The organism is Kocuria sp. KD4 (genome assembly GCF_011769905.1).
Lineage (GTDB): Bacteria > Actinomycetota > Actinomycetes > Actinomycetales > Micrococcaceae > Kocuria > Kocuria marina.
The window spans coordinates 68,588-85,597 of sequence record NZ_CP050449.1; the positions used below are offsets into that span (position 1 = coordinate 68,588).

14 protein-coding genes are annotated in these 17,010 nt (G+C 69.0%); 9 read left to right on the plus strand and 5 right to left on the minus strand.

Features of this window, described 5'->3' with window-relative positions; genetic code table 11:
* Positions 1–61: 61 nt before the first annotated feature.
* The gene (locus HBK84_RS00280) at positions 62–2,857 is read right to left on the minus strand and encodes a hypothetical protein (protein ID WP_167317886.1); all 2,796 of its coding nucleotides are present in this window, start codon (positions 2,855–2,857) and stop codon (positions 62–64) included.
* A gap of 260 nt (positions 2,858–3,117) precedes the next feature.
* On the opposite strand from HBK84_RS00280, the gene HBK84_RS00285 reads away from it, so the two are divergent.
* Positions 3,118–5,193, plus strand: coding sequence for a glycoside hydrolase family 15 protein (locus HBK84_RS00285; RefSeq protein WP_167317887.1), 2,076 nt, complete (start codon positions 3,118–3,120; stop codon positions 5,191–5,193).
* Between the two features lie 121 nt (positions 5,194–5,314).
* Here the strand turns inward: HBK84_RS00285 and HBK84_RS00290 are convergent, their stop codons facing one another.
* Complete coding sequence (locus HBK84_RS00290; RefSeq protein WP_167317888.1) at positions 5,315–6,580, minus strand: S8 family peptidase; 1,266 nt, start codon at positions 6,578–6,580, stop codon at positions 5,315–5,317.
* Positions 6,581–7,022: 442 nt separating this feature from the next.
* On the opposite strand from HBK84_RS00290, the gene HBK84_RS00295 reads away from it, so the two are divergent.
* Genes HBK84_RS00295 through HBK84_RS00325 form a run of 7 tightly spaced genes read left to right on the plus strand, consistent with a single transcriptional unit; the run spans position 7,023 to position 13,734 of the window.
* Positions 7,023–8,399 (plus strand): L-serine ammonia-lyase, encoded by a 1,377-nt coding sequence (locus HBK84_RS00295; protein ID WP_167317889.1) that lies wholly within the window; start codon positions 7,023–7,025, stop codon positions 8,397–8,399.
* 16 nt (positions 8,400–8,415) lie between these two features.
* The gene (locus HBK84_RS00300) at positions 8,416–8,928 is read left to right on the plus strand and encodes a metallophosphoesterase (RefSeq protein WP_144931892.1); all 513 of its coding nucleotides are present in this window, start codon (positions 8,416–8,418) and stop codon (positions 8,926–8,928) included.
* Between the two features lie 9 nt (positions 8,929–8,937).
* Positions 8,938–9,579 (plus strand): RNA 2',3'-cyclic phosphodiesterase, encoded by a 642-nt coding sequence (thpR, locus tag HBK84_RS00305; protein WP_167317890.1) that lies wholly within the window; start codon positions 8,938–8,940, stop codon positions 9,577–9,579.
* Positions 9,576–10,823, plus strand: a complete 1,248-nt coding sequence (locus tag HBK84_RS00310) for an MFS transporter (protein ID WP_144997506.1) — start codon at positions 9,576–9,578, stop codon at positions 10,821–10,823. The genes thpR and HBK84_RS00310 overlap by 4 nt, the downstream gene beginning before the upstream one ends.
* A 50-nt stretch (positions 10,824–10,873) precedes the next feature.
* Positions 10,874–11,353, plus strand: coding sequence for a hypothetical protein (locus HBK84_RS00315; RefSeq protein WP_240919031.1), 480 nt, complete (start codon positions 10,874–10,876; stop codon positions 11,351–11,353).
* A 33-nt stretch (positions 11,354–11,386) separates the two neighbouring features.
* Positions 11,387–12,562 (plus strand): CaiB/BaiF CoA-transferase family protein, encoded by a 1,176-nt coding sequence (locus tag HBK84_RS00320; protein ID WP_167317891.1) that lies wholly within the window; start codon positions 11,387–11,389, stop codon positions 12,560–12,562.
* The gene (locus tag HBK84_RS00325) at positions 12,559–13,734 is read left to right on the plus strand and encodes an acyl-CoA dehydrogenase family protein (protein ID WP_167317892.1); all 1,176 of its coding nucleotides are present in this window, start codon (positions 12,559–12,561) and stop codon (positions 13,732–13,734) included. Before HBK84_RS00320 ends, HBK84_RS00325 begins: the two co-directional genes overlap by 4 nt.
* A gap of 12 nt (positions 13,735–13,746) precedes the next feature.
* On the opposite strand, the gene HBK84_RS00330 is transcribed toward HBK84_RS00325, so the two are convergent.
* Together HBK84_RS00330 and HBK84_RS00335 are read right to left on the minus strand one after the other, a co-directional pair.
* Positions 13,747–14,748, minus strand: a complete 1,002-nt coding sequence (locus HBK84_RS00330; RefSeq protein ID WP_231885441.1) for an N-acetylglucosamine kinase — start codon at positions 14,746–14,748, stop codon at positions 13,747–13,749.
* A gap of 30 nt (positions 14,749–14,778) precedes the next feature.
* Positions 14,779–15,102 (minus strand): putative quinol monooxygenase, encoded by a 324-nt coding sequence (locus HBK84_RS00335; RefSeq protein WP_064845396.1) that lies wholly within the window; start codon positions 15,100–15,102, stop codon positions 14,779–14,781.
* A 134-nt stretch (positions 15,103–15,236) separates the two neighbouring features.
* Here HBK84_RS00335 and HBK84_RS00340 point away from each other — a divergent pair, with 134 nt between their 5' ends.
* Complete coding sequence (locus HBK84_RS00340) at positions 15,237–16,595, plus strand: MFS transporter (protein WP_085106734.1); 1,359 nt, start codon at positions 15,237–15,239, stop codon at positions 16,593–16,595.
* An 87-nt stretch (positions 16,596–16,682) separates the two neighbouring features.
* Here HBK84_RS00340 and HBK84_RS00345 read toward each other — a convergent pair whose 3' ends face one another.
* Complete coding sequence (locus tag HBK84_RS00345) at positions 16,683–16,874, minus strand: CsbD family protein (RefSeq protein WP_035965533.1); 192 nt, start codon at positions 16,872–16,874, stop codon at positions 16,683–16,685.
* Positions 16,875–17,010: the final 136 nt, after the last annotated feature.

The window sequence follows — 17,010 nt, forward strand, 5'->3', positions numbered from 1 at the left end:
GCCCCTTCCCAACGTGTGGAAACACGTGGGAAGGGGGCACCGTTCCAGTGGAGGTCACTGCTCAGTCGTTGGCGTTGATCGTGAGCTCGTTCCCGGACACGCTCACGGTCCCGTAACCGGAGACGCTCGAGGTGGTGTCCCGGTCAGTCCAGTCGGCGGGCTCGTCGTCGTACTCCTCGTTGTACTGGTAGTCCAGCCGCACCTCGCCGGAGCGGTCGGTCGTGAAGGTCGCCTGGTTCCCGTACGAGGACACCGAGTAGGTGGGGTAGCGCTGGATGCTCCACCGGGGATTGCGGTAGTCCTCGTCGTCACCGTAGATCGAGTACCCGAACGGGCAGCCCTCGGGCTCGAACTCCGTGCTCTGGGCGCACCTGTCCAGGGTCGCGTTGAGCTGCTTGGTCAGGTCCTCCTCCAGGGCGGGCGTGAAGGACGGCTGGAAGGACATCACGGGCGCGGAGGACGGCGAACCGGCGCGGATCTCCGCCACCTGGTTCCCGCCGTACGTCACGTACTTGCTCGAGGAGCTCACACCCACGGCGTAGTCACCGGGCAGCACCGTGTACTCCACGGTGTGGGGCTGGCCCTGCGTGTCCACGGACACCTTCTTCCCGTTGACGTCGAGCTCACCGACTCCCGCGGGCACCTCCACGGTGAGCGCCTGGTAGAGAGGCACCCCCGCGCTCTCGTCCACGCGCCACGACTTGAACAGGCCGTCCCGGGAGTCACTGACCATGGGCAGAGCCACGGGCGTGGTGACGCCGTCCTGGGTCACGGTCGCGTTGACCGTGGCGCGGTCCCCGTCGATGGTCGTGTCCTTGATCTCGTACGAGGAGATCCGGTTCTGCGTCGCGCCGTAGACGTCGTCGGTGAGCAGGGCGCGCTGGCCGCTGCTGACGTTGGGATTCGCGATCTCCGCGGCGTGGGTGGCGTTGCCATCCGTAACGGAGCGCAGCAGGTCCTCGGCTTGGTTGTCCGGGCCGAACACGGTGCGGCTCAGCACGGAGAACACCACGGTCGCGAGCACGGCCAGCAGGATCAGGGTGCCCACGATGATCGCGATCAACCGGATCCGCTTCTTGGTCGCGGGGTCCATGGGGGCGCGCTGCGCTGGCATGCGCGTGGTCGCCCCGGGATCGTCGTAGCTCGGCAGCACCCGGGTCTCGTCGCCGCTCCCGGCGTGCGGTCCGGAGTAGGCCGCAGTCGCGTCCTGCGGGGCCGTCGTCGCCGTCGGTTCGGCGCTCGGGTGCTGCGCTGACGACGTCGCTACGGGGGCTTCCGGAGCGGGCGTCGCCCGGGTGCCGACCCCGGCGAGTCCCGCACCCGCGAGTCCCGCGCCACCCATGGCGGCCGCGGAGGCCACCACGGCCGCCCGGCCCCGGGAGCGCTCCGAACCGCGCAGTCCGCGGGTCACCCGGCGCGGCAGGGTGTGCATGAACGCGGGCACCACCAAGCGGGCGAGCAGTTCGATAATCACGCCCCACACCAAGAACACGAGACACGTCCAGCCGGCCGGCCGCAGGCTGAACACCGCGTTGCTCGAGCCGACCATGCCCCCGGAGGCATATCCGCCCACGCGCAGCAACCACAGGGCCAGCAGGCCCAGCAGAAAGTAGGTGACGGGCAGCACCGTCCATGCCAGCGGGGTGCGCGCCACACGCGCGTCCAGGGGACGCACGTGCGCCCACGTGATGGCCGCACACACCGCGGACACGAGGGCCAGCAGGATGCACAGCACCACGGCCCACACGGGGACGGTACCTTCCGACCACAGGTAGAACGCGTCGGAGCGCCCGGTCAGTCCGGTGAGCGACGTCGCCGCCCCGCCCGCCTTGAGCGCGGACAGCAGCGAGAGGACGAACAGCCAGCCCACCGCGATCGGCAACCAGAACAGGGCGGAGAAGCCGGCGGGGGCGCCACCCTCGACGAACGCGTAGATCAGCAGCCCGAGTCCGGCCACGGTGCCGAACACCGAGAACTGGACGGCGATGGGCCGCAGCACCTGCAGCACGCCGGGGGTCGAACGTTCGGCGCCGACCACGATGCGCCCCGGGGAGACTTGGGTGGAGCGCACGTTCAGGGCGGCCGCCACGCTCAGCAGGCCCACGAGGAACAGGACCGGGAAGAGGCCCCCGCCCAGGGCCGTGAGGCGCACGCGGATGTCCGAGGCGAAGAACGGTACGTCCAGGCGCAGCACCGTGAGGGCGGTGACGACCAGCGCCAGCGCGGCCCACGTCAGTCCGCTCACGGCGGCCATGAGCCACTGCACCCCGCGGGTCTCCACGCGCATCCGGGTGGAGAGCTTGCGTGCGATGAGCCACGCGGTGAGGATCCCGCACGCCAGGGCGAAGTACTGGGGGACGGTGATCCCTGCGGAGGCTCCCTCGCCCCCGAAGCTGAGGATGAGCCGCAGCGGGACCAGGGCCGCCATGGCCGCGAGCTGGAACGGGACGGACAGGATCCAGCGCAGCCCGGAGGTGTCGGTGTCCAGGCCCGTGGCGTTGCTGATCTCGCCGTTAAGGCGGTCGGTCGTGGATCCCTCGTCCGAGTCCCCCTGGAGGGCGAGCCCCAGGATGCTCAACACCAGGGCGATCACGACGCCCACCACGGTTCCCACGTAGCCGCCCACGCCCGCGAGCACGGGAACCCACCAGTGTCGCGCGGTCATCGTGGGCAGCGCCGCCGGGGGCCGGTGGCCCGCACCCCGGGCAGCAGCGGCGTCGTGCTGTGCGTCGAGGTCATGCTGGACTCCGGGGTCATGCCGCGCGGTTCCCGGTGATGTGGTTGCGGACAATTCTTCGGTGTCGTCGGGACCCGGTTCGCGGGCCTTGCCCGCCGGGTCGTGCGCCGATGAAGGCATTCGTTTCTCCCCAGAATCACGCGATGAAAGCCCAAGAACCCACCTGGGCAATTCCTGAATACCAGAAGAATGCGTACGGAAAGCGCCAGGCTATTCGATCGGGGGACAGGTTCGTGAATAAGTCAGTATTTGACGTGTGCGCACGGGGTTCCGGCGAGGAGTACCGGGACGGCGGCGGGGCGTGTCCGGTGCGCCGTCATCATCCGGCCCCGCACGTCACCGAAGGACGGGGCCCGTGACCGTAATGATGGAATGGGCCCATGAGTACCCCTCTGGAGGACTACGCACTGCTCGCGGACCTGCAGACCGGGCCGTTGGTGTCCCGGGACGGCAGCGTGGACTGGTTGTGCTTCCCGCGCTTTGATTCACCCGCCGTGTTCTGCGCCCTGCTGGGGGACGAGAGCAACGGGCGCTGGAAACTCAGCGCCGTGGACGGACACGTGGTCTCCCGCCGCTACGTCCCGGACACCTTCGTGCTGGAGACCGAGTGGCGGACGCCCACCGGACGGGTGCGCGTGACCGACTTCCTGCCGCCCAGTGACGATCACGCGGATCTGGTGCGGCGCGTGAAGTGCCTCGAGGGAACCGCGGGGGTGGAGCACGATCTGCGGTTCCGCTTCGACTACGGCAAGGTCATCCCGTGGGTGCGCCGTGTGCAGCTGGGCAACCAACGCCCCCAGCACCCGGACGAGGCGCGGTTGGGGGATTCCGCCACCGAACCCCACCCGGTGGGCACGTCCGAGGAACCCGGCCGTGCGGCGTCCAACCCGGAAACGGTGACAGCCGGCGAGCGGCACGGCCGGCACCCGGACTTCAAAAAGCTGCTACGGGAGATCTCCGCGCGCATCGCGCTCAGTACGTCTCGCGCGGACCACGGGCTGCTGGCCGTGGCCGGCCCGGACGCCCTGCTGCTCACGGGCCCGGACCTGGAGCCGTACGAGGAAGACGCGGAGGGCAATCCCGTGGAGGTGCTGCACCGTGAGCACGATCCCGGCAGCGACATCCGGGTGATGGAGGGGATCCGCCGGGGACACCGTGGCCGGTTCACGCTGCACGAGGACGAGGGCATGGACTGGGTGCTCACGTGGAGCCACTCGTACGAAGAGCTGCCCGTCCCCGCGGACCCGGACAGCGCCCAGCGGGCCACGGAGGACTTCTGGCGCGGCTGGGCCTCGGACGTGGAGTCCCGCGGCGAGTTCGACGGCGCGGTCTCTCGTTCCCTGCTCGTGTTGCGCGGACTCACCCACGCCCGCACCGGCGGGATCGTGGCGGCGGCGACCGCGGCGTTGCCCGAGGACTTCGGGGGCGAGCGCAACTGGGACTACCGCTTCACGTGGTTGCGGGACGCCGCCCTGACCATTGAGGTCCTTGTGGAACACCGGCACACGCACGGTGCGCTGCTGTGGCGTGACTGGTTGCTGCGCGCCGTGGCCGGGGACCCGCAACAACTGCAGATCATGTACGGCGTGGACGGGCGCCGGGACCTCGCTGAACGGGAGCTGGATCACCTCAGCGGCTACGAGAATTCGCGGCCCGTGCGGATCGGTAACGGCGCGGTGGAGCAGTACCAGGCGGATGTTGCGGGCGAGGTCATGATGGCCCTGGCCACCCTGCGGGACAACGGGGTGGAGGAGAACGACTACTCGTGGGGTCTGCAGTGCAACCTGTTGGGCTTCTGTGAGCTGCGCATGGACGAGCCGGACAACGGGATCTGGGAGATGCGCGGGGACACGCATTTCTTCACGCACGGCCGCGTGATGATGTGGGCCGCGTTCAACGAGGGCATCCGGGCCGTGACCGAACACGGGCTCACGGGGGACGTGGCGCACTGGAAAGAGATGCGCGATCGTCTGCACCGCGAGATCTGGGATAAGGGGTACAACCGGGACCTCGGGTACTTCACCCAGACCTACGACAACACGGAGGTGGACGCCTCCCTCCTGCAACTTCCGCAGACCGGGTTCATCGCGCCCGACCACCCCGCGATGCTGCGCACCGTGGGGCGGATCGAGCACGAGTTGCAGGGCGAGGAGGGGCAGGTGTGGCGCTACCGCACCACCGACGCGGGTACGTCCATGGACGGGCTGTCCGGGCGGGAGTACCCGTTCCTGATCTGCACGTTCTGGCTCGTGGAGCAGTACGCGCGCTCCGGGCGCATTGAGGACGCCCAGCGGTTGATGCGCACCACCGTGGGTTTCGCCTCGGACCTGGGTCTGCTCTCCGAGGAGTACGACGTCGCTCAGCACCGTCTGGCGGGCAACTTCCCCCAGGCGTTCAGTCACCTGGGACTGATCCGCGCCGCGGACGCGCTGGAGGCCGCTCAGCGCGACTCCTGAGGGGAGTCGGGCCGAGCGGCCTCGGGCGGAGCTGCCTACCAGGGGTGGCTCAGGGTCGAGCGGCCCGGAACGATCGGCTCAGGTTCGGAGCCGGCTCACGCCGAGCGGCTCGGGCTGAGGGTCAGCGAGCCCCGGTGAGCAGCGAGGTGTTCAGCATGAGGTTCGCCGAACCCCGCACGTAGTCGATTGTGCCGGGGGTCGCGCTGGACTTGAGCGCGCGCTCCACCTCCGCCACGCCGGCGTTCGGATGCTGCTCGAGGTACAGCGCCGCCGTGCCCGCCACGTGCGGGGTGGCCATAGAGGTCCCGGAGATCGTATTGGTCGCGGAGTCACTGGACGGCCAGGCCGAGGTGATGTCCGTGCCCGGGGCCAGGATGTCCACACAGGAGCCCCAGTTCGAGAAGCTCGAGAGCTGGTCGCGGCGATCCGTGGAGCCCACCGTGATGGCGGCGCTCGCGCGGGCCGGGGAGTAGTTGCACGCGTTGTTCGCGTCATTGCCCGCGGCCACGACGGGCACCACGCCGGCGTTGATCATCCGGTTGATCGCGCTGTCCATGGCGGTGGAGACCCCACCGCCCAGGCTCATGTTGGCCACGGCCGGACCGTTGACGTTGGAGGAGACCCAGTCCATGCCCGCCACGATGCCGGCGGTGGAGCCGATGCCGTCACAGCCCAGCACGCGCACGGGCATGATGTTCGTGGACTTGGCCACGCCGTAGGTGGACCCACCCACGGTGCCGGCCACGTGGGTGCCGTGACCGTTGCAGTCGCCGCTGCCGTAACCGTCGTCGATCGCGGTCACACCGGGGGAGACCCGGCCGCGGAACTGGGAGTGGGTGGCGCGCACGCCCGTGTCGATCACGTAGGTCGTGACACCTGCGCCTGTGGCCGAGTAGTTGTAGGTCCCGTTGAGCGGCAGGTCCTTCTGGTCGGAACGGTCCAGGCCCCACGTGGCGTTGGACTGGGACGCGGTGGCCTTGACGGTCTTGTTCTTCTCCACGACCGCCACGCCCGGGTCCGCGTTGAGGTTCTTGACCTGGGCGGGGCTCAGGTCAGCGGTGAAACCACCGATGGTGTTGAACTGCTGCTTGACCTTGACGCCCTTGGACTGCCACTTGTCCACCTGCTTCTGGGTGGCCTCGGCCACGGCCGTGCGGGCCGCCCTGCTCGCCGGACCGGCGGGCGCCTTGCTGGCGGCCGGCAGTTCCAACATGACCACGTACTCACCGCCGGACACGTCCAGGACCTTGGCCCCCTGGTTGATGGAGTTCTGCGCGGACGCGTTTTCCGCCGGGGTGTTGGCGGGTGTCGCGATGCCCGGGGAGACCGTGCCCAGGACGACAGCGGCCGCGGCGGCCGTGGCGAGGAATGCGTTTTTCTTGCTCATGGAGGGAATCCTTCATTCGGTGGTCAACCGAGATCCGAGGAAACGAGCCCGTGGATTTCGTGAACGACCAGAGTGACGAGAAAGTGCCGTTTCCCGTGCACAAGAAACGGGGGCGGCGGGTCAGAGGGCGCATTCCAGTACCGCATGAACGACCGTTTCCGCACGTCCAGGCCAGGTTCTCGAATGCGATTTCACCGTAATCGGATCGTTATCAAGTGAACAATGGCCAAACGGCCAGACTCTCAAAAACATGTGTCACCTATTTATTCGGCGGCTCGGCCGCGCTCCTCATGGCCTCCTCACGCCTTCGACAGTTGCCCACTATGTGAGACCCACGTACCTTGGGTGTGTTCCGCGCGACCCATCCGCGTCGCGCGGCCGCCCGGCTCCGCACGGCCCCACCAGGCCGCTTCCCGGAGCCCGACAGTGGGGAGACCGCGACGTGGCACTCAGTGCTCTGGATTTGTTCTCGGTGGGTATCGGACCGTCGTCCTCCCACACGGTGGGGCCCATGCGGGCCGCACGGCTCTTCGTGGCCGGGCTCGCCGCCGACGCCCTGCTGGAGTCCGTGACCCGGGTCCACTCCCAGCTCTTCGGCTCCTTGGGGGCCACCGGGTGGGGCCACGGATCGGACAAGGCCGTGGTGCTGGGGCTCATGGGCGAGGACCCCGAGACCGTGGACACGGACCTCGCGGACCAGAAGGTCGCGCTCGCGGGGGAGAAAGGGCAACTGCTGCTCGGGGGCACACACCCCGTGGCCTTCGACCGTTCCCGTGACGTGATCATGCACCGCAGGAAGTCCCTGCCCACCCACCCCAACGGGATGAGCTTCACCGCCTACGACGCCGCCGGCGAGGTCATCCGCGAACGGATCTACTACTCCGTGGGCGGTGGCTTCGTGGTGGACGAGTCCGCGAGCGGTGCGGACAAGGTGGTCGCGGACAGCACCCCCGTGGCCTACCCGTTCAGCACGGGTGATGAATTGCTGGCCATCTGCGAGACCGAGGGTCTGAACATCGCCCAGATCATGGCCGCGAACGAGCTGTCGTGGCGGCCCGCGGAACAGACCCGGGAGCAGCTGCTGCACATCTGGTCCGTGATGCAGGAATGTGTGGAGAATGGGTGCACGCGCGAGGAGAAGACCCTGCCCGGGGGGCTGAAGGTGCGCCGTCGTGCGCCGGAGATGCGCAAGCGGCTGCTCGCCAAGGAACCCGGCAACGATCCCTTCTACGGCATGGACTGGGTCAACCTGTACGCGCTCGCGGTCAACGAGGAGAATGCGTCCGGCGGGCGGATCGTCACGGCCCCCACGAACGGTGCGGCGGGGATCATCCCGGCGGTGCTGCACTTCTACACGCGGTTCATGGCGGACGCGTGCGATGACAAGATCGTGGACTTCCTGCTCACCGCCGCGGCGATCGGGATCGTGATCAAGGAGAACGCCTCGATCTCCGGCGCCGAGGTGGGTTGCCAGGGCGAGGTGGGATCGGCGTGTTCCATGGCGGCCGCCGGCCTGTGTGCGGTGCTGGGCGGGAGCCCGCGGCAGGTGGAGTGTGCGGCGGAAATGGGGATCGAGCACAACCTGGGGCTCACGTGCGACCCTGTGGGCGGGCTCGTGCAGATTCCGTGCATCGAGCGCAATGCGATCGCGAGCGTCAAGGCCATCAACTCCGCCCGGCTGTCCATGCAGGGGGACGGGACCCACAAGGTCTCCCTGGATCAAGTGGTCAAGACCATGCGGGAGACCGGCGCGGACATGAAGATCAAGTACAAGGAGACCTCGCGCGGCGGCCTCGCGGTCAATGTGATCGAATGCTGACGGGCACAATGGGGGCGTGAGCACCTCGATCCTCCTCCTCGCGGACACCCACCTGCCCAAGCGGGCCAAGGCCCTCCCGGACCAGGTGTGGCGCGAGGTCGACGCCGCGGACGTGGTGCTCCACGCCGGTGACTGGGTGGACCTGGCCACGTTCGAGGCCCTCGAGCAGCGCTCCCGGAAGCTGATCGCGGTGTGGGGCAACAACGACGGCCCCGAGTTACGCGAACGCATGCCTGAAACCGCATACTGGGAGCTCGAGGGGGTGCGGTTCGCCATGACGCACGAGACCGGCGCCTCAAGCGGGCGGGAGCGGCGTATGGACCGGGCGTTCCCGGACATCGACGTCCTGGTCTTCGGCCATAGCCACATCCCGTGGGACACCGTGGCGCCCTCCGGGATGCGCCTGCTCAACCCCGGCAGCCCCACCGACCGGCGGCGCCAACCACACTGCACGTACATGCGCGCGGTCGCTGACGCGGGTGCCCTCACGAGCGTGGAGCTGATCCGGTTACCGCCGCGCACCGTCTAGGGTGGGCGCATGAGGCTGTTCGCGGCTGTTCACCCCACCCGGGCCGCACGTGAGCACCTGATCGGTGCATTGCGTGAGGTCCGTGAACTCACCGGCACCGCACTGCGCTGGGGCGACCCCGAGCAGTGGCACGTCACCCTTGCGTTCTACGGCGAGCAACCCGAGGCTGCGGTGCCGGAGCTCGGGGAGCTGCTGAGCGACGTCGCCCGGAACCACGCACCGCTCACCGTGTGCTTGCGAGGCGCGGGATCCTTCTCCGGCACAACCCTGTGGATGGGCGTGGGTAGTGCCTCGGACGCGCTCGTGGAGCTCATGCACGCGTGCTCGCTGGACCCCGAGGAGCGCGCAAGACAGCGCGCCCATCTCACGGTCGCGCGCATGTCCCGTGCCGAGCGCACGCGCAAGGCTCGCGAACGACGCCGCAGCTCACGCACCGTGGCGCGCCCCGGGCCCGAGCTCGCGCATGTAGTGCACGCGCTGTCCGTGTACGAGGGGCCCGCGTGGACCGTCAGCGAGCTCTCCCTGGTGTCCTCAGAGCTCGGCGAGGGCCGCGGCGGTGGCGCCCTGCACCGCACCGTGCAACGATTCCGGCTGTCGGAGCGCGTCGCCTCGGACGCCCCTGGGCGTATGCCTGAGGAAGGCTGCCGGTGACTGATTCGGTTCGTGGGGCACGCGCCGGCGCGTGGTTGTGGCTGCTCGTGGCATGCGGGGTGTTGACCCAGGCCACCGTGAACCTGTTGCGACCGGTCACGTCCTACAAACTGCTCGCGCTGCACGCGGACTCGATCACGATCGGGTTGACCACGGCCGCGTACGCCCTGGTCCCGCTGCTCACCGCGGTGTGGCTCGGGCGGTACTCGGACCGCACCCGGCAATTGCGCGTGCTGACCCTTTCCGGGGTGTTTCTGCTGGTCGCCGGTGGGGCGCTGCTGGCGCTGTCACCCACGGTGTGGGCGGTCGTGGCCGCGAGCGCCGTGCTGGGCATGGGGCACCTGAGCTTCACGATCGGGGGTCAGACGGCGATCGCCCGTTACGCCGCGGACCGGGACCTGGACAAGGGGTTCGGGTGGTTCACCGCAGCGTTCTCCGCGGGGCAGATGATCGGCCCCGCCCTGGGCGGTTGGCTCGTGGGGCACAGCTCGTCCGCGACCTCCCCGGAGCGCCTCGCGGACGTGAACCAGGCACTGTGGATCGGTGCCGCGATCTCGCTCGCGGCCGTTCCGCTGTTGCTCCTGCGCGCCGGGACACCCGCGGCGGACGCGGCCCCGTCCCGCGCGACCTCCGGTACTGCGGCGCGTTCCGAATCAGCCGACAAACCCACCATCGCACGGGTGCTCAGGGTGCCCCGGGTGGCGTCCCACATGCTCGCCGCACTGTCCCTGCTCGCGATGCTCGATATCCTCACCGCCTTCCTGCCGGTCATCGGGGAGGAGGCCGGTGTGGCTCCCGCGGTCGTGGGTCTGTTGCTCGGCGTCCGGGGTTTCGCGTCCATTGCCTCCCGGTTGCTCCTGCCGTGGTTGTCCCAGCGGTTCTCGCGGCGGGGTCTGCTGCTGACATGTTTGTTCGGGGCCGGCATCACGCTGGTCATCCCACCGCTCGTGCTGGGGAACTTCTGGGCCGCGGCGTTCTTCCTGGCCGTGGGTGGATTCCTGTTGGGTTTGGGTCAGCCACTCACCATGACCATGATCACCACGTCCGTCCCGGGCAACTGGCGCGGCTCCGCCCTGGCGGTCCGGTTGACGGGTAATCGCCTGGGGCAGGTGATCCTCCCCCTGGTTGCGGGTGTCTTCGCGGCACCCCTGGGCCCGGCCGCCGCGGTGTGGATGTGCTGCGGGGTGCTCTTGGCCAGCGGTGCGGAGAAGGCGTGGGGGGACCGCCGCGCGGACCGTTCGTGATGTGACCGTGCCTACCGTGGCCGCAACTGGTTCATGGCTCAGGAGGGTTCATGTCCGCACTGCATCAGGCGCTCCCGCGGGATTTCCGGCGGATGTCCCGCAACGCCGGGCTCGAGTCCGAGGGAGTGGAGTGCCAAGCGGCGACCACCGCGGACGGGCTCAATCGGCAGTGGTTCGTCGGGTGGTTGATCGCGCGCGGTGCCACGGTGTACTACGACGCGATCGGTAACGAGTTCGGCCTCTTCGAGCTGTGTCCGGGCGCCCCGTACGTGATGGTCGGCTCGCATCTGGACTCCCAGCCCAGGGCCGTCCGGTTCAACGGCGCCTACGGTGTGCTTGCCGGGGCGACCGTGTGCGCGGAGCTGTACCGAGCGGCGCCGTCCGGGGAGACGGAACTGACGTACAACCTGTGCGTGGTGAACTGGACGGGTAGCGCGCCCGGCCGAGCGTCGTCGCCCGCGGACGTGCGGCGGGCGGCGACCCGGAGGCGTAGCGACGTCGTCGGGCCGCAGCCGCGGCGGCGCACCTAGAGTGGAGGACATCGTCGATCCGAGGAGGACCCCGTGACCGAAGCGCTGCCCCTGGACGGTGTGCTCGTGGCCGATTTCTCGCGCGTGCTCGCGGGGCCGCTGTGCACCATGACGCTCGCGGACCTCGGTGCCCGCGTGATCAAGGTCGAGCGCCCGGATACCGGTGACGACACGCGCGCGTGGGGTCCGCCCTATTCCGAGACCGGTGCCACGTACTTCGAGTCCGTGAACCGCAACAAGGAATCCGTGTGCCTGGACCTGCGGGACGAGGACGGGCGGGAACTCGCGCGCGAACTCGCCCTGCGCGCGGACGTGGTCGTGGAGAATTTCAAGCCCGGCGGGATGGCCAAGCTCGGCCTGGGCTACGAGGAGATCTCGCGCGAGAACCCCGGCGTGGTCTACGTGTCCGTGTCCGGTTTCGGTACCGCCGAGGGCGCCCACCTGGCCGGTTACGACTTCCTGGTCCAGGCCGTGGGTGGGCTCATGAGCATCACGGGCGCCGCGGACGGCGAGCCCACCAAGGTGGGTGTGGCCCTGGTGGACGTCCTGACCGCCAAGGACGCCACGATCGGCGCGCTCGCGGCCCTCGAAGCGCGACGCCGCACGGGCCGCGGCGCGCACATCGACGTCAGTTTGCTCTCGAGTCTGCAGGGTGCCCTCGTCAACCAGGGCCAGGCATACCTGGGTGCCGGTAAGGTCCCCGAGCGCATGGGCAATGCCCACCCGTCCATCGTCCCCTACCAGTTGTTGCACTGCGCGGACGCGCCCCTCGCGGTGACCGTGGGCAACGACGGGCAGTTCCGCAGGTTCACGGCCGTGCTGGGCATTCCTGAGGTCGCAGACGACGAACGGTTCGCCACGAACTCGGCGCGCGTGGCCCACCGCGAGGATCTCGTCCCGCTGCTGGAGGATGCGTTGTCCGCCCGGACCGCCCGCGAGTGGCAGGAAGAACTGACCGAGGAAGGGGTCCCTGCGGGCAAGGTCGCCGGGATCGGCGAGGGCGTCACGCTGGCCGAGGACCTCGGACTGGAACCCACGGTGGACGTCCAGGATCGGGAGGGCAGGACCGTGGGACGGCAGTTCCGTCATCCGGCCCGCTGGACCCCACCCCTGGAATCCCCCACGGTCGCCCCGCCGCAGCTCGGGCAGGACACGGAAATGATTGTGGCGTGGCTCCGTGAGCCCCGTCACCGTACAGTGAGGACATGAGCCAACAGAACACCGTCAACGTCATGGACCTGGTGGGCTTCGACTCCCTGCTGAACGAGGAAGAGATCGCTCTGCGATCCACCGTGCGGGAGTTCGTGGACGCCACCATCCGCCCCAACATCGCCGAGTGGTACGAGAAAGCGGTCTTCCCCCTGGAGATCGTCCCGGAGATGGCCAAGCTGGGCCTGCTGGGTATGCACCTGAAGGGATACGGCTGCGCGGGCCGTTCCGCCGTGGAATACGGCCTGGCCGGCGCCGAGCTGGAAGCCGGGGATTCCGGTCTGCGCACGTTCGTCTCCGTGCAGGGCTCCCTGGCCATGAGCGCCATCTACAAGTGGGGCTCCGAGGAGCAGAAGCAGGAGTGGCTCCCGCGCATGGCCGCCGGTGAGGCCATCGGGTGCTTCGGGCTCACCGAGCCCACCGCGGGTTCCGACCCCGGTTCCATGAAGACGTTCGCGCGCCGCGACGGCGAGGACTGGGTCATCTCCGGCGCCAAGCGGTGGATCGGCCTGGCGACCGTGGCCAAGGTGGCCGTCATCTGGGCCCAGACGGACGAGGGCATACGCGGTTTCGTGGTGCCCACCGACACCCCGGGCTTCAAGGCCACGCCCATCCAGCCCAAGCTGTCCATGCGGGCCTCGATCCAGTGCGAGATCGAACTCACGGACGTGCGACTTCCCGCATCCGCTCTGCTACCCGAGGCCAAGGGGCTACGCGGCCCGTTCTCGTGCCTCAACGAAGCCCGGTACGGGATCATCTGGGGTGCCATGGGCGCCGCCCGCGACTCGTTCGAGGTGGCCCTGAAGTATTCCCAGGAGCGCATGCAATTCGATCGCCCGCTGGCCGGGTACCAGCTCACGCAGCAGAAGTTCGCGGACATGGCCCTCGAGATCGACAAGGGCTTCCTGCTCGCACTGCAGATCGGCCGCCTCAAGGACGCCGGCATACTGCAGCACCACCAGATCTCGGTGGGCAAGCTCAACAACTGCCGCGAGGCCATCAAGATCGCCCGCGAGGCCCGCACGATCCTGGGGGGCAACGGCGTCACCCTCGACTACTCCCCGCTGCGCCACGCCAACAACCTGGAATCCGTGCGCACATACGAGGGCACGGATGAGGTGCACGCCCTCATCCTGGGCCAGCAGCTCACCGGGGAGGCGGCCTTCCGCTGATCCTGTGGGTGTTCAGCCCGCCCGACCCGCTCGCCCGTCCCACAGCCCCGTGGCGCGGGCGAGCAGGGGCGCTCCCAGCACGGGTTCCCGGTCCAACAGCGTGACCCGCAGTCCATGATCGCCCAGGCGTTCCCTGAGCTCCACGCCCACCGAGGTGGTTGCGAGCCCGCCTCCCATCACTACGGGGAGGGGCTCGCCCAGGTTCCTGGCCACGGTGATGATCAGCTCCACGAGGTGCGCGGCGGCCGCCGAGACCAACTCGCGAGCGGCGTCGTCGTGCGGGGCCAGCTCGATCACCGTGCGGGCCAGACCGGCCCAGTGGGTGCGGTCGGGGCGGTCGTGGAACGCCGCGATCAGCTCGGTGGGCGTGTCGACCCCGGCGTGTCCCAACACGGCCCGAGCGAACCGGTCGTCCTCTGCGGGGGTCACGTCGCTCGCTCCCCGGTGCTGCGCGTCCCGCAGCACATGGCGCACCGCTTCCCGGCCGAGCCAGTACCCGCTGCCCTCGTCGCCGAGCAGGTAGCCCCAGCCCCCGGCGCGGGTCCCGTGGCCGGAAGCGTTCACACCCCACGCCACGGAACCGGTTCCCGCGATCACCGCGATGCCCTCGGTGTGTCCGCCCGCGGCGAGGATCAGGCGGGTGTCGTGCACCGCGATCACGGGCGTCTCCGACGCCGGGTAGGCGTCCGGTGCCGGGTGACCGTCCGCCGCCGAAAAAACGCCCGGCGCCGGGCCAGCGCCCGCTGCGGCCTCAGCCACGGAGCGAATGAGCTGCGTCAGCGCAGCGGCGTCGTGCGGGGTGTCCACACCGCCGGCGCCGGCGAGAACCGTGGTGCCGGGTGGCGGTTCCAAGCGGGCGAAGATCTCCCGCAGTGACTGGGCGGCCCGCTCCCGGCTGACGTTCTGCACGTTCGCGCTGCCGGAACGAGCTTCGCGCACCGGGGAGTCCCCGCGAAACAGTACGCCGCGGGTGTGGGATCCGCCGATGTCCAGGCCCACGAGGAACCGGTTCACGGGTTCACGGGTTCCCCGGTCATCAATGCCTCAGCCCTCGACGGTGACTTCACCCATCTCATCCCAGCCGTCACCGTCGATCTGGCGGGAGATGATGCGCGGGGTACGGACGAGGTACGGCGGGAACTTCTCGGTCATGGCGGTGAAGTGCTCGGACTTCACGTGGGCCTCGGCGGCGTCGTCCTCGAAGGCCTCCACGAGCACGTACTCGTTGGGGTTGTCCAGGCTGCGGGACCAGTCGAACCACTTGTTGCCCGGCTCCTGGCGGGTCGCGGCAGTGAAGTCCGCGACGATCTCGGGCCAGCGCTCGGCGTACTCGTCCTTGACCTCGAACTTGACCACGATGAAGATCATTGCACTGCTCCTGTCCTGGGGTGTGACACGTCCCGTGCCGGTTCCATGCCGTGCCCCAGTATAAGTCGGCGGCTCGCCGTCATGCGGCGTCACGGCGGCCGCGGGAGGAGCGAACCGTGGGCTAGTGTGCAGACATGAGTAGCGCACCTACCCATCTGCCCGTCACGCACGAGCAGCGTGTCACCGCTCGCCGCGCCGTGGTCGCGTCCTCGATCGGTAACGCGCTCGAGTGGTTCGACATCATCGTCTACTCGTCCCTCGCGGTCGTGATTTCCGCGCTGTTCTTCGAGTCGGATTCGATCGGACAGGTCACGGGCACCCTGCTGACGTTCGGTACGTTCGCACTGTCGTACCTGATTCGCCCGCTCGGTGCCCTGGTGCTGGGCTCCTACGCGGACCGCCACGGTCGCCGCCCGGCCCTGACCATCACGATTGCCCTGATGATGCTCGGCACGCTCATCATGCTGCTCGCCCCCACGGCGGCGGTCATCGGCCCCGCGGCAGCGCTGCTCATCCTGCTCGCCCGCCTGATCCAGGGCTTCTCCGCCGGTGGCGAGTTCGGCACGGCCACCGCGTTCCTGATCGAGAACGCCCCCGACAAGCGCGCCTTCTACGGGTCGTGGCAAGTGGCGACCCAGGGCCTTGCGATCCTGATGGCCTCCGGTTTCGGGTTCGCGCTGCACACCCTGCTGAGCCACGACGCGCTGTACTCGTGGGGCTGGCGCATCCCCTACCTCTTCGGCCTGCTCATCGGCCCCGTGGGCCTCTACATCCGCTTGCGCATGGACGAGACCCCGGACTTCCGGGCGTTGCAGGACGAGCGTGCGCGAGCGGCGTCGTCGCCCTCGGAGAGCACGGGTACAACGACGCCGCCCCGCCCGTCCCTCGGGCGCGGTCCCCTCGCGCAGACCATCGTCCACTCCGCCGGCCGGTGGCTCACGGCCGCAGGTGTGGTGGGCCTGGCGTCCATGTCCGTGTACACGATCCTGTTCATGCCCACGTACTCGATCCAGAACTTTGACCTGCCCTCGTGGGCCGCGTACCTGGGCGGTGTGGTGGCCGGCGCGGTGACCCTGGTGGGCTCCCCGTTCGTGGGGCACCTCGCGGACCGCGTGGGACCTGCCCGGGTCATGCTCGTGGCCTCCGCGGTGGGCATCGTGGTGGTGTACCCGCTGTTCCTGTGGTTGGTCGCGGCCCCGACGGTGGCCACCCTAACCGTGGTGCAAGCGGTGCTGGGCGTGATCATGGCCCTGTACTTCGGCCCCATGCCTGCGCTGCTCACCGACATGTTCCCCACGCAGATCCGCACCACGGGGATGTCCGTGGCCTACAACCTGGGCGTCACGGTGTTCGGGGGATTCGCACCCCTCGTGCTCGCGTGGCTCGTGAGCTCCACCGGCTCTCTGACCTCACCGAGCATCTACTACGCGGCGGTGGCGGCCCTATCCCTGGTGTGCCTGCTGATCGCGCGCAAGCGGTTCGCGGTGCGGTGATCCGGACCGCGGTGGGGCGGGCAGACGAAAGGCCCCCGTCGTGTTCACGACGAGGGCCTTCCGGTCGAAAGGTGGCGGGTGCGGATCTCAGCCCAGCCCGTCCTTGAGATTCTTGCCGGCGTCTTTGATGTTCTCCACGGACTGCTTGGCGCCACCGGAAGCTTTCTCCCCGGCACCCTCAGCTTGCAGATCTGCGTTGTCCGTGGCGTCACCAAGCTTTTCCTTGGCGGAACCGGAAGCCTTCTCCGCAGCATTACTGATCTTGTCACCGAGTCCCATAGGCACTTCCTTCCGTGGAGCGAACAGGTCCTCATAATCTAGACCCGACGTCCCGGCCGGGGGAAGACATGCGCGGAACAATTTCCTGGGAGCACCCGCTTCAAAACCTCGGGAGTGGCGGGTCTTCCGGCCCGGG

Excerpts from the sequence above, each read along its gene's own strand:
- HBK84_RS00290 (WP_167317888.1), bottom strand. The coding sequence starts at position 6,580 with ATGAGCAAGAAAAACGCATTCCTCGCCACGGCCGCCGCGGCCGCTGTC.
- HBK84_RS00315 (WP_240919031.1), top strand. The coding sequence starts at position 10,874 with ATGTCCGCACTGCATCAGGCGCTCCCGCGGGATTTCCGGCGGATGTCC.
- HBK84_RS00345 (WP_035965533.1), bottom strand. The coding sequence starts at position 16,874 with ATGGGACTCGGTGACAAGATCAGTAATGCTGCGGAGAAGGCTTCCGGT.
- HBK84_RS00285 (WP_167317887.1), top strand. The coding sequence starts at position 3,118 with ATGAGTACCCCTCTGGAGGACTACGCACTGCTCGCGGACCTGCAGACC.
- HBK84_RS00340 (WP_085106734.1), top strand. The coding sequence starts at position 15,237 with ATGAGTAGCGCACCTACCCATCTGCCCGTCACGCACGAGCAGCGTGTC.
- HBK84_RS00325 (WP_167317892.1), top strand. The coding sequence starts at position 12,559 with ATGAGCCAACAGAACACCGTCAACGTCATGGACCTGGTGGGCTTCGAC.
- HBK84_RS00335 (WP_064845396.1), bottom strand. The coding sequence starts at position 15,102 with ATGATCTTCATCGTGGTCAAGTTCGAGGTCAAGGACGAGTACGCCGAG.
- thpR (WP_167317890.1), top strand. The coding sequence starts at position 8,938 with ATGAGGCTGTTCGCGGCTGTTCACCCCACCCGGGCCGCACGTGAGCAC.
- HBK84_RS00280 (WP_167317886.1), bottom strand. The coding sequence starts at position 2,857 with ATGCCTTCATCGGCGCACGACCCGGCGGGCAAGGCCCGCGAACCGGGT.